Source organism: Pantoea deleyi, assembly GCF_022647325.1.
Taxonomy (GTDB): Bacteria; Pseudomonadota; Gammaproteobacteria; order Enterobacterales; family Enterobacteriaceae; genus Pantoea; species Pantoea deleyi.
Map to the genome: position 1 here is coordinate 76521 of NZ_CP071407.1, position 13004 is coordinate 89524.

The 13004-nt window shown below is 56.9% G+C and carries 11 protein-coding genes; 6 read left to right on the forward strand and 5 right to left on the reverse strand.

The genetic code is table 11. The annotated features are described in order from the left end of the window. Positions 1–251: 251 nt before the first annotated feature. Entirely contained in the window at positions 252–554 is a 303-nt protein-coding gene (locus J1C59_RS19695) for a type 1 fimbrial protein (RefSeq protein WP_128084636.1), read from the forward strand. Between the two features lie 175 nt (positions 555–729). Here J1C59_RS19695 and gabP read toward each other — a convergent pair whose 3' ends face one another. Then, positions 730–2145, reverse strand: coding sequence for a GABA permease (gene gabP, locus J1C59_RS19700; protein ID WP_128084637.1), 1416 nt, complete (start codon positions 2143–2145; stop codon positions 730–732). A 74-nt stretch (positions 2146–2219) separates the two neighbouring features. Beyond that, positions 2220–3506: a 4-aminobutyrate--2-oxoglutarate transaminase gene (gene gabT / locus J1C59_RS19705; RefSeq protein WP_128084638.1), complete on the reverse strand. Its 1287-nt coding sequence runs from the start codon at positions 3504–3506 to the stop codon at positions 2220–2222. A gap of 110 nt (positions 3507–3616) precedes the next feature. Here gabT and pdxR point away from each other — a divergent pair, with 110 nt between their 5' ends. The 4 genes from pdxR (at position 3617) to J1C59_RS19725 (ending at position 8758) form a co-directional block, all read left to right on the forward strand. Further along, positions 3617–5107, forward strand: a complete 1491-nt coding sequence (gene pdxR / locus J1C59_RS19710) for a MocR-like pyridoxine biosynthesis transcription factor PdxR (protein ID WP_208721835.1) — start codon at positions 3617–3619, stop codon at positions 5105–5107. A 113-nt stretch (positions 5108–5220) separates the two neighbouring features. Beyond that, positions 5221–6567, forward strand: coding sequence for a glycoside hydrolase family 10-like protein (locus J1C59_RS19715; protein ID WP_140916859.1), 1347 nt, complete (start codon positions 5221–5223; stop codon positions 6565–6567). Positions 6568–6649: 82 nt separating this feature from the next. Further along, positions 6650–7390 (forward strand): nitroreductase family protein, encoded by a 741-nt coding sequence (locus tag J1C59_RS19720; RefSeq protein WP_111139556.1) that lies wholly within the window; start codon positions 6650–6652, stop codon positions 7388–7390. Between the two features lie 165 nt (positions 7391–7555). After that, complete coding sequence (locus tag J1C59_RS19725; protein ID WP_128086127.1) at positions 7556–8758, forward strand: MFS transporter; 1203 nt, start codon at positions 7556–7558, stop codon at positions 8756–8758. 250 nt (positions 8759–9008) lie between these two features. Here J1C59_RS19725 and J1C59_RS19730 read toward each other — a convergent pair whose 3' ends face one another. The 3 genes from J1C59_RS19730 to J1C59_RS19740 form a co-directional block, all read right to left on the reverse strand. Continuing rightward, on the reverse strand, positions 9009–9488 hold the full coding sequence (locus tag J1C59_RS19730) for an Hcp family type VI secretion system effector (protein WP_128086126.1): 480 nt from the start codon (positions 9486–9488) through the stop codon (positions 9009–9011). A 236-nt stretch (positions 9489–9724) separates the two neighbouring features. Next, complete coding sequence (locus J1C59_RS19735; protein WP_128086125.1) at positions 9725–10417, reverse strand: hypothetical protein; 693 nt, start codon at positions 10415–10417, stop codon at positions 9725–9727. Between the two features lie 599 nt (positions 10418–11016). After that, positions 11017–11934: a LysR family transcriptional regulator gene (locus tag J1C59_RS19740; protein ID WP_128086124.1), complete on the reverse strand. Its 918-nt coding sequence runs from the start codon at positions 11932–11934 to the stop codon at positions 11017–11019. Between the two features lie 159 nt (positions 11935–12093). Between J1C59_RS19740 and J1C59_RS19745 the strand changes: the two genes are divergently transcribed. Then, on the forward strand, positions 12094–12774 hold the full coding sequence (locus J1C59_RS19745; RefSeq protein ID WP_128086123.1) for a type 1 glutamine amidotransferase domain-containing protein: 681 nt from the start codon (positions 12094–12096) through the stop codon (positions 12772–12774). Positions 12775–13004 lie beyond the last annotated feature (230 nt).

The window sequence follows — 13004 nt, forward strand, 5'->3', positions numbered from 1 at the left end:
GTTATCTGCAGCCATCCGGATACCTTATTTCTCGTCGATAATTTGAGTTTCGTAAAAATTTCACGTTTCTCACGGGCAAATTAAATTAACTGTTGCGTTAACGGGTGATGCGGTGATGAAAATTTATCAGGCGAGGTGAGTAGTTTATAATAAGGAAAATAACCTGAAGTTTACGAATAATAATTTGTTTCGTGCTTAACTTTTTATTGTGTGGGCCGATAAAGGGTAATACCACCTTTGGAGGACACGCTATGAAATTACGCTTCTCACTTTGCCTCGCTGCGCTACTGGCCACGCTGGCCGTGCCTGCCAGCGCAGGCTCTCAGGCAGGCACCATCATCTTTACGGGCGCTATCACCAATGGCTCCTGCGATATGAACCTCACGCAGAATCCGGTGGAATTTGACTGTTTCGATCCGGCCAGCGGTAAAGCAATCGTTAAAACCGCCGACCTGATGAAGCCAGAAACACTGACCGGCTTACCGATTGAAATAAAGATGCACTGGATTAATCCGGATAAAAGTAAGGGGATTATTGAAGTCACCTATCTTTAAATCGTCTTCCTGATTTTCACTGAAAATAAACGGACGCGTTACGGGCCATGCTTAAGCGAATAGCAGGAGAATAGCGCTGTCTGCGAGAGGCCCACAGGCTTTTGCGCCTGACAGAAAAATGCCCGCCTTATCAGGGGCGGGCACAATTTTAAGGATCACTGACACTGTGACGGTGTCAGGATGGATCAGACGTTCGCTGCGTAAAATATTGGGTCGCCGGTCGCGTCTCTTTTTTACGCCGCAGCACCAGGCTGGTGGCAATAATCAGCAGGGTCAGTCCGCCGGTAGCCACCAATTCAGCCTGATGACTGGCATCAAACAGCATGATCACCAGGACCGCCGAGATGAACAGGATGGTGAACCACGTCAGACCGGGGAATAACCACATCCGGTAACCCAGCACTTCACCCGCTTTCTCGCGTTTCTTACGCAGCACCAGATGCGAAACGGCGATCACCAGGTAGACCAGCAGGGCAATCGCACCTGATGTCGCCAGCAGGAACTCAAACACCACGCTGGGCGCCACGTAGTTGGCGATCACGGCCAGAAACGCGGCGGCCGTAGAGAGCAGCACTGCAACCCAGGGGGTACCGCTGCGGTTGGTCCGTGAGGCGGCGGCGGGCGCATCTTTGCGGCGCGACAGGGAGTAGAGCATGCGCGATGAGGTGTAGAGCGCTGAGTTAAGACAGCTGCACACCGCCATCAGCACCACCAGATCGACAATCAGTCGGGCGTGCGGAATATTCATCGCCTGCAACACCGTCTGCCATGAACCCTGTTCAACCAGCCCCGGTGTGTTCCACGGCACCAGCGCGACGACGAAGAAAATCGACAGCAGATAGAACAGGGCAATACGCCAGATAACGGAGTTAGTAGCCTGGGTGATCTGTTTGCCCGGATTTTTTGACTCTGCGGCGGCGATGGTCACGATCTCCGTGCCCATAAAGGAGAACATGGTGGTCAGGATAGCCGCCACGACCGCGCCCATCCCGTTTGGCATAAAGCCGTGCGTGTCATAGAGGTGCGACAGGCCACTGGTGTTGCTGTCGGGCAGCAGGCCGAATACGGCTGCACCCGCCACCGCCAGGAACAGAATAATGGCGACCACCTTGATCAGGGCAAACCAGAACTCAAACTCACCATAATTCTTCACGCTCAGCAGATTCGTGATGGTCAGCAGCAGCGTAATTGCAAAGGTAAACTGCCAGATAGCCACTTCAGGGAACCAGGCGTGCAGGATCGTTCCGGCCGCATTGGCTTCCAGCGGGATCACCAGCACCCAGAACCACCAGTAGAGCCAGCCGATGGTGAAGCCGGCCCAGCGGCCCAGCGCCTTGTCCGCATAGGTTGAGAAGGAGCCCGAATCGGGTGAGGCGACGGCCATCTCGGCCAGCATCCGCATAATCAGTACCACCAGCGCACCGGCGGCGGCATAGGAGATCAGCACCGCGGGACCGGCTTCCGAAATAGCGTGGCCGGATCCGACAAACAGCCCGGCGCCAATCACGCCCGCGATTGAGAGCATACGCACGTGGCGCGGTTTCAGGTTTTGAGCCAGCGAATCTTCATTCGCACTCTGAGTCATCGTCATGTAAACGTCTCCAGGCGACGTCCGGCCCAGGGGCCGGACGAACGGGGATGAACTTGCGTTAACGCACAGTGGAATCAGGCCGGAACGACGGGATGTCCGGCTGAGGCGACACAGTGATTGATCACCGAAGAGAGGATGGTCAGCGCCTGGCTGAACTGGGCATCCGGAATGGTCAGCGGGTAGAGGAAGCGGATGACGTTGCCTTTTGCGCCGCAGGTCAGCAGCAGCAGGCCCTGTTCCATCGCCATTTTCTGAACCGCCTGGGCGGTGCTGGCCTGATAGAACTCCATCGCCACCATCGATCCCAGCGCACGCACTTCGGCAATGTCCGGGTGTCTGCGCTGCTGCGCCTGCAGCTCCGCTTCCAGCCGGGCGCCGAGATCCACGGCGCGCTGACAGAGCTGCTCCTCTTCGATCACATCCAGCACCGCATGGGCTGAGGCAATGGCCAGCGGGTTACCGGCGTAGGTGCCGCCCAGACCACCCGGCGCAGGGGCATCCATCACCTCTGCACGTCCGGCGATGGCGGAGAGCGGCATCCCGCCTGCCAGGCTTTTCGCCATGGTGATGATGTCGGCCTTCACGGGATAGTGTTCCATCGCAAACAGCTTACCGGTACGGGCAAAGCCGCTCTGCACTTCATCCGCAATCAGCAGGATGCCGTGACGATCAGCCAGCTCACGCAGCTGCACCATAAATTCCACCGGCGCGGCGTGGAAACCGCCTTCGCCCTGAACCGGCTCCAGCACGATCGCCGCTACATCATGCGGGGCGATATCCTGGGTGAAAATTTCATCGAGGCTGGTGAGTGCGGCTTCGATGCTGATCCCCTGAACCGCACTTGGATAGCGGGCATGGAAGACGGAAGGCGGCATCGGACCGAAGTCACGCTTATAGGGAGCCACTTTGCCGGTCATCGCCATCGTCATGAAGGTACGGCCATGAAACGCGTTTCCGAAGGTGATGATGCCGTGACGACGGGTAAAGGCACGCGCCACTTTAACGGCGTTTTCGACGGCTTCGGCACCGGTGGTGAAGAAGGCCGTTTTCGCCGGACCGGCGATCGGCACACGCTGGTTAATCCGCTCAGCCAGCGCGACATAGCTTTCATACGGCGTAATCTGGAAGGCGGTATGGGTAAACTTTGTTAACTGATCCGCAATCGCCTGCTCAATGCGCGGATGACGGTGGCCGGTGTTCAGCACGGCAATGCCGCCCGCGAAATCGATCCAGCTGTTCCCTGCCTGATCCCATAAGGTGGCGTTTTCTGCCCGGGCAACGTACCAGTCGCACAGCGTACCGATGCCTTTAGGGAGAGCCTGTGCTTTGCGCTGCTGCATCAGGTTATTTTTTTCGCTCATTTAATCCACCTCGTTCAGTTGCGTATTTACAATTCCCGACAAACACGTTTATTTATGCCTGAGGCGAGGTGAGTTGCCAGAGCCAATTGTGAGAGGAAAGGTGGAGCCAATTGCGACTCTTGTACGCAGATCATCTATTAGCACGGTTACAGTTTTTAAGAACAGGCTCATTACATCAGCGGCTGCTGAACTGCATGCAGGCCGCGATCGCGGAAGAGGTCTTTCCGCGCGGGAGCCGTTTGCCGGCAACGCGGGATCTGGCGCGTGAACTGGGCGTGTCGCGAAACACGGTCATGCACGTCTATGAAAGTCTGATGGCGCAGGGGTATGTCACCGCACGCACCGGCAGTGGCACCTGGATCGCCGAGACGCTGCCGGAAACCTCGCTGCAGAGTGAGGCGGTGGCCGACCTGCAGGCGGTCAGAGCACAGCGTCCGGCCACGCTGTCGAAACGCGGCGCCTCGCTGCTCGGTCATGCCAACGCCTCCCCCTGGCAGTGGGGGGCGTTTGTGCCCGGCGCGCCGGACGTGACCGAATTTCCCCATAAACTCTTCAGCCAGATTCAGGCGCGGTTAAACCGTGAGCCTGACGTGCATCGACTGGTCTACAGCAGCGGCGGGGGCTGTCCCGATCTGCGGCATGCGCTGGTCGATTATCTGCGGGTTGCCCGGTCGGTGCGGGCCGATGCGGACCAGATCCTGATCACCGAAGGCGTGCATCAGGCGGTTGATCTGGTTACGCGGGTGCTCTGCGACCCAGGCGATCGGGTCTGGATGGAGGAGCCGGGCTACTGGGGCACCCGCAACCTGCTGCGCATGAATGGTCTGAAGATTCGGGCCATGCCGGTCGATGAGCAGGGGCTGGTGCCGGACAGCGGACCGGCGCCGAAAATGGTCTTCGTCACGCCCTCGCACCAGTATCCGCTGGGTGTGCACCTGAGCCTCGCCCGCCGTCAGGCGTTGATCGCCCTGGCGCGTCGCCATCAGAGCTGGATAGTGGAGGATGATTACGACAGTGAGTTTCGTTTTTCCGGGCAGCCGCACCCCGCGCTGCAGGGGCTGGAAGCGGATGCCCCGGTGATTTACATGGGCACCTTCAGTAAAACGCTCTATCCCGCGCTGCGGATCGGCTATCTGGTGGTGCCCAAAACGCTGGCGCAGCCGCTGCGCCTCGCCGCCGCGGAACTCTATCGCGGTGGACATCTGCTGATCCAGCGGGCGCTGGCGGAGTTTATCCGTCTGGGCCACTATATGGAGCACATCCGGCGGATGCGACTGCTCTATCGCCAGCGGCGTCAGTTCCTGTGCAGGCTGATTGAGCGCTACCTGGGACCCGCGTTTCTGCCCACCTTTAATCATGAGGCGGGGCTGCATCTGGTGATGCCGCTGCCGCCGGGCAGTGACGATGTGGCTATCGCCGCCGAGGCGCTGAAGCGCGGGGTCAAAGTGCGGCCACTTTCGCAATATTATATGCATCCTCAGGAGACGCGCGGGCTGCTGCTGGGGTACGCCTGCGTCAATGAGCGCCAGTGTCAGGATGCCTTCGGCACGCTGAAAGCCTGCCTGGCGTCGGCCGGGATCACATTCACGCCGCAGGGGTAACGGCGTTTCAGCCGGGGCGGTTTCGGGGCCGTCCTTGAGCTAACGCATTGACATTTAATCAGAGTCACCGAGAATAGCCCTCTTTGCGTTCCGACCAGAGAATACCGGAGTCTATGATCGCCCCTAATCCCTTTTCTGCAGCGGCCAGAACCGCCGTGAAGCGAAGCGCCGTGCTGGCTGCGGCGCTGTTGCTGGCGAGTTGCGCATCTGAGCCGCCGCGCTCGCTGGTCACCCCGTTTCCCCCCGTCAGCAAACAGCCCCTGCCGGCGCCGGGTCAGCCCGTTCAGCCACATGCTCAGGAACCGATGCGGGGGGTCTGGCTGGCGACGGTGTCGCGGCTTGACTGGCCACCCGTCGCCTCGGTCAACGGCACCTCTCCGGCTCAGCGTATCCGCCTGCAGCAGCAGTCGCTGATTGAGAAACTGGATAAGCTGAAAAGCCTGGGAATTAACACCGTATTCTTCCAGGTAAAGCCGGATGCCACCGCGCTCTGGCCCTCAAAAATTCTGCCCTGGTCCGATATGCTGACCGGACAGATTGGTCAGGACCCGGGATATGATCCGTTGCAGTTTATGCTGGATGAGGCGCACAAACGCGGCATCAAAGTCCACGCCTGGTTCAACCCTTACCGGGTCTCGGTTAACACCAAACCCTCAACCGTCAGCGAACTCAACCGCACGCTGTCGCTGCATCCGGCCAGCGTTTATGTCCTGCACCGGGACTGGATCCGTACCGCAGGCGACCGCTACGTGCTCGACCCCGGCATTCCCGAGGTACGCGACTGGATCACCAGCATCGTGGCTGAGGTGGTCGCCCATTATCCCGTCGACGGTGTGCAGTTCGATGACTACTTCTATGCGGAATCTGCCGGTTCGCTGCTCAACGATAACCCGACGTTTGCCCGCTACGGTCAGGGGTTTGCCAGCAAAGCGGACTGGCGGCGCAACAACACTCAGCAGCTGATCGAGCAGGTTTCACGCACCGTCCGGCAGCTGAAGCCGGGCGTGGAATTTGGCGTCAGCCCGGCGGGCGTCTGGCGCAATCTGTCACACGACCCTGCCGGATCCGACACGCGCGGGGCGGCGGCCTACGATGAAGCCTTTGCAGATACCCGCCGCTGGGTGCAGCAGGGCCTGCTGGATTACATCGCGCCTCAGCTCTACTGGCCTTTTTCCCGTCAGGCCGCCCGTTACGACGTGCTGGCGAACTGGTGGGCAGAGGTGGTGAAACCGACCCACACCCGACTCTATATCGGCCTGGCCCTCTATAAAGTGGGGGAGCCTTCGAAGATGGAGCCCGACTGGACGCGTCAGGGCGGGGTGCCGGAACTGAAAAAGCAGCTCGATCTCAACGAATCGAATCCCAATATCAGCGGCACGATCCTGTTCAGAGAGAACTATCTGAATCAGCCACAGACGCAGCAGGCAGTGGACTATCTGAAAAGTCGCTGGGGTAACTGAATATGGCACACCCGCATGACCAGTGCGGTTAAGTTTTTCACGGTGACTTACTGCTATTCTTGCGCTTTAAATGGGAGGAACCATGAGCGATCTGATTGATATTTTTACAAGTCATAAAAGTGAACGCAGTTTTACCGATCAGCCGGTCGACGAGGCTGTGCTGGATCGGATTATCAGCACCGCTTACCGCGCGCCAACATCCGTAAACTCGCAGCAGGTTTCGGTCGTCATCACCCGTGATGCCGGACGCCGCGCCGAGATCGCTGCCATTGCGGGCGGCCAGCCGTGGATCGCCAAAGCCCCGATCTTCATTACCTTCGTGCTGGATATGCACAAATCGGCGGTCGCGATCGAGGCGGTTGACCAGCAGCAGATCGCCCATCAGAGCATCGAGAGCATCGTATCGGGCGCAACAGACATCGGTATCGCGCTGGGATCGGTCATGGCGGCCGCGCGGGCAGAGGGTCTGGGCATCGTACCGATTGGCGGGATCCGCCGCGACCCGCAGGCGATGATTTCACTGCTGGAGCTGCCGCCGCTGACCTTCCCGGTCGCAGGTGTGGTGATCGGACATGTGGATGAGCCGGCGCATCAGAAACCGCGCTTACCGCTGGCGACCTTCCGCCATGATGAGACCTACCGGACACAGGGCCTGGAGCAGCAGATCGCTGCCTATAACGAAGAGATGGTTCAGCACTGGAAAAACATCGGTCGCAGCGACGGTGAAAGCTGGAGCGACAGCGTCAGCGGCTACTACAAGCACATCTACTTCCCGGATGTTCTGCCTGCACTGCTGAAGCAGGGTTTCGGCACCGATAAGTAATCCCGACGCCAGGGATTCATCCCTGAAGGGCCATCCGGACAGCGTGCCGGATGGCCTTTTTCATTTTGTTACTATAACGAAAGGTGACTTTCCTCGTTGTAACACATAATTTCCCTTTTAACCGAAGCGCAACAGTCTTTAACACTTACCTTCCAGGGAAACACTATGTCTCAGCGTTCACTCTTCGCGCTCTGTCTGATGAGCTTTTTTCTGGCCGACGTCCGCGACGGTCTGGGGCCATTTCTGGGCATTTTTCTGACGGAGCGACACTGGCGTCCTGACGAGATCGGTCTGGTGATGACCTGTGGCGGCATCGCCGGCCTTCTTGCCACGCTTCCGGCCGGGATCGCCGCCGACGCCACCCGCCATAAAAAGATGATCGTGCTGGTGGGCTGCCTGGTCATTACCGTGGCAACGCTGCTGCTGTGGTACAGCAATCAGACCTGGACGGCGATGGTGTCGCAGATCGTCGCAGGCATTGCGGCGGCCTTTATCGGCCCGACCGTGGCAGGGATCACGCTGGGGCTGACCGGTCAGCGCGGCTTTAACCAGCAGATGGGCCGCAACGAAGCCTTCAATCATGGCGGTAACACTATTGCGGCTTTACTGGCCGGGTTCTCTGCCTGGTACTGGGGAATGGGGGCCGTGTTTATTCTGATGACGGTCATGGCGATCTTCGCCGCCTTCGCCACGCTGGCGATACGCGGGGATGAGATCGATAACGAGGTCGCGCGTGGCTATGAACAGCATGAGGAACGCCAGCCCGCGCTGAGCCTGGGCGTGCTGATGCGCAAACCGGCGCTGCTGGTCGCTGGATTGACGCTCCTGCTGTTCCATCTGGCCAATGCCGCGCTGCTGCCGATGCTGAGCATGCGCGTCGCCTCAGCGGGAGGGCAGGCAGCGGTCAGTCCTGGTCTCTATGCGGCGGCCACGGTGGTGATCTCGCAGCTGGTCATGATTCCGGTCGCGCTGTGGGTTTCTAAGCGGGTCGAAACGCACGGTTTTCGCCTGTTCATCCTGATTGCCCTGATGATTCTGCCGCTGCGCGCCGTTATCGCGGCGAGTTTTGCCGGGCCGATCTTTGTGATTCCCGTTCAGGTATTGGATGGCGTTGCGGCCGGGATCCTCGGCGTGGCGGTGCCGGGTTATATCGTCTCCCTGCTGCGCGGAACGGGGCACGTCAACGCCGGTCAGAGTGTCATTATGCTGATGCAGGGCGCAGGCGCGGCGCTGAGCCCCGCGATGACTGGGGTGATCGCTGCGCGTTACTCCTACAGCACCGCTTTTGCGGTCCTCGGCGTCATCGCTCTGGCAGCGCTGATTCTGTGGTGGCGCACCGGCCATTCTCCCACCGCCCGGCTCGCCTGAGTCTGCAGAGAAAAGGCTGCCTTAAGGGCAGCCTTTTTTACGGGTGCCGCCGGAGAAGAAGTCATGAATTGATGGCATGCGCCTGGGTAAAGCAGCGGATCATGACCGATCTGCCAGGGAATTAAACAGACATGGCAGACCAGCAACGGGCGACCCGGAATCCTGACGTCGACACGTTCACTGCTGGCAGGCAGGTGAGCACAGTGACTGCCCGCGCACTGGCTTATGCTGCCAGGTTTGCACCTGATTGTTAACACCTTGCCAGTTCATTCCACGAGTCACGGTAAAATATGTTGCCATCAACATATTTCCAGGTGATAGCCTGATACCGTAATTCCAGTGTCTCAAGGTGCGTGCTGCTCAGCCCATTGGGGGCGAGATAAGGCGAGACGGTGGTTATTTTTATATTCTCAAGCAGGATGTTAAAATACTCGGCCTCCGTGCCTGACTCAGTAATGCGGTACATTTTAATGACGCCTTTTTTAAACGTCCGGCCTTCACAGACGCCGCGATAAAGAATGGGCGTTGTCCTGTCAAACTCCTTCACGATGGTGACGGGACTGTGAACGCGCGTTCCCGTTAATTTCCCCCATGACGGATCGACCGGTATCGTGACATGGTGTGAAAATGATTTTAATTCGATGGAGCCAAGCCGGAGCGGCATCTGGCAACTGCCTATGATGGGTGAGCCCTTTTCATCTTCGAGCCATAAGTGAGCGGGTGTGGACATGTTATTTCCTTATAAAGTCAGGGTGGCGGCAAAATCGTCCTTACCATTTAACGAACCGCGGGAAATAGATTATTACCAGAATGATAAAAACGGGGATAGGCCAGTAAGGTCCGTCGGGAAAGATGCTGATAAAAATCATCGCAAAAGCAAAGCAAATAACCGGCGGGCCATATACCTCAGCCATCGATTTAACTATTCGCTTGAATACTCTTTTCAGTATGTTTTTCATCATCCACTTACCGAATCATCTTAGTGATGATATCTGTTATTTCCTTATCAGATGGCCATGCATTTCTGATTGCCCCGGACCGCTCAAACAGGGGGGCAATGAGAAAGTACATCATCTCCAGTTCAGCTGCATACAGAGCGTTATAATAGGCTGGCAGTGTATAATGTAACCGGTCAGCGCACTCTGCGGCGTTCTGAATGGTTCCATATATTCCGGCAACCGCGAAAACGTTCCCGGCCCTGCGGCCAGCCAGCACGCTCATGTTAAGACTTGCGTTTACGCCAGCCGCTATAGTTGCCGTCACTGCTAAAGCAAAGCCATGCTGCGTTAAATGACTGGCGGCTATATGAATATTGAGTGCCATTAACGATCGTTTAATCCACGCCAGATGGCTGGCGGTTCTGTCTCTGAATATCTCATCAAAATAGAGGCTGAGCAGAGTGCTCACGACATGACCGTGATGAACTAACTTAAGAGCAGCCTTCATGAATCGGATATCTTCACTTCTCTGTTGCTGGCAGACCGTCTGATATTCTGTCGTGAAACATGATGTGTAAAAGAGGGCGCGCTGCAGGCCTGCCCCAACCGTTCCTATCTGATGTGAGACGGCATCGCTTACCCCGTGAAAGGCATAATCAAGTTTCTTTGCCAGGATGTCATTTGCCTGTAAATAGCTTATTATTTGATTGTTGTGTTGCATAACCACGTCCTTTTGGTTATCTCATTTTTGCGTTATTTAACCTAAAGGCCATTTGGTTTTATGTAAATATGCCTGGCGTGTTTGATATGCGCGTGATCAATTTACTCAGGCAGGTCTGAGTCAATTCTGTGATCTGACTCGTGAAAAGGCTGCACTGATATACCATTTTCGTCGTGGGGACGAGAAATGGCGTAAGGAGGGTGATGATTCAATATGCAGGTGTCACTTTCTGAGAATTACCTATAAAAATTTTCGCTGTCAAAGCAGCATTAATCAGACGGTTCATTATGTTGCCAACGATTAAAGGTTAATCGGGGTGATAATCCATTCTCTTCCCGCTCTACCTTAATGCGCTGGTTCGCCAGAAGAGTACAGAATAAATGAACGCGTGACTTATCTTCCCCATCCGGATCAGCCTGATCAGACTTGAAAGTTATTTGCAACCCGAGGCAGAGGCCAGTAATTAAGTGTGGCAGTAAACAGGTTCCGCCTGCTCATCGCCACATTCCTGACGTCCAGACCGCCACGCCTTTATGCTCTGAGGATGCAGCGCTTGCCCCCTAAGACCCATTTTTCTTGCGGCACTTAACGGCGTCCGATCACCCGTTTATCAGCGGATCGGCGAGTGCCTGCGCCGTTTCCACCATCAGCGAACGGAACCAGCGATGGGCCGGATCCTCGCGATAGCGCGCATGCCAGCCCATCTCCACCGGGAAAGTACCAAGGTCGACCGGCGCGGGCACAATCCGGAGACGCGTGTCTCTCGACAGATGCTGGCAGATAAGGCGCGGCAGGGTGGCACAGTAGTCCGTTACGGCGATCATTTCAGGCACAGCCAGAAAGTGAGTGACCGAGACGGCAACCTGACGACGCAGGCCACGCTGTTCCAGCGCCTGATACAGACCGGCACGCATACGGCCGGGCGGCAGGACGTTGACGTGCCTGAGTTGCTCATAGAGGTCGGCGCTGAGGGTGTCGCCCACCAGCGGATGGTCAGCGCGGACGACGCAGGCCAGCCCCTCATTCATCAGGTGCTGGACCACCAGATTGTCGGGAGGATCAACGATACGCCCCAGTACCATATCGGTATTACCGGAAATCACACCGGTTTCGGTGACGTCATTACCAAACGGCGTCAGGCGCAGGCGAATGCCGGGCGCACAGACCCGCAGGCGTGCCACAATCGCGGGCATCATAATGAACTCGACGTAGCTGTTCGGCGCGAGTGTAAAGAGGCGGGTTGCCTGAAGCGGATCAAAGTCCTGCTGACCAAGAATGACATTATCGATAGAGGAGAGCGCAACACTCACCACCTGCGCCAGCTGCTCTGCTTTTGGCGTCGGCCGCATCCCGTAACGTTCACGGATAAATAGCGGATCGTTGAGGGTGTCGCGAAGCCGGTTGAGCGCATTGGAGAGCGCGGGCTGGGTAATACCCAGCCGCTCGGCGGCGCGGGTGACGTTGCGCTCTTCCATCATCACCAGCAGTACGGGCAGTAAATTCAGGTCATATTTCATTAAGCTATAATGCTTTGTGAATAGCTGAAATTGAAGAAATAAATTACATAAATAGTCGGGAGCCCGCCATAGTTAATGGGTCAACGCAGAAGGGGGCGATGCAAACGCCGATTCTGACAATTCCTGAACCTCAACCACTGACTGTGAAATGGAGCGGAAATGAAAATTTTAATGGTTTTGACCTCGCATGATGAGTTGGGTAACACCGGTAAGAAAACCGGCTTCTGGCTGGAAGAGCTTGCCGCACCTTATTATGCGTTTCTGGATGCGGGTGCTGAGATTACGCTGGCTTCCCCGAAAGGGGGGCAGCCTCCACTTGATCCGAAAAGTGATGAACCTGATTCTCAGACGGATGAGACCCGCCGCTTCCATGCCGACAGCGAAGCGCAGGCCGCGCTGGCCTCAACCGCGCCGCTGAATACCGTCGATCAGGCCGCTTACGATGCCGTTTTCTATCCGGGCGGTCACGGTCCACTGTGGGATCTGGCGAACGACGCGCACTCCATCTCGCTGATTGAGCAGACCCTGCAGGCGGGCAAACCCGTTGCGCTGGTCTGTCATGCGCCTGGCGTGCTGCGTCACGTTAAAAATGCGGATGGCACACCGCTGGTTAACGGTAAGAAGGTCACCGGCTTCACTAATAGCGAAGAAGAGGGTGTAGGCCTGACCGACGTGGTGCCGTTCCTGGTGGAAGATGCGCTGAAAGAGAAGGGTGGCCTCTATTCACGCGGGGATGACTGGCAATCCTATACCGTGCAGGATGGTCTGCTAATCACCGGACAGAACCCCGGCTCCTCAGCGGAAACCGCGAAAGTCCTGCTGTCGAACCTGGCAAAATAAGCAGAGATTGATTCTGAGAGGGCGCCTGCGGGCGCCTTTTTTATTGCATCAGGTTGCAGAATAAATAGTGACCCGCTGAACTATCTGGAACGAATAGAATAGCGTTTTTGTTAATGCTATCCGTTATAAAAAAGGCCAGATCTGGTCTTAAAAACGCTATTAAGCGCAATTAACTGAAAATTTAAACATGGTTTTAAAACCAGTGTTGACAACCTTTTTTATCTGCGTAG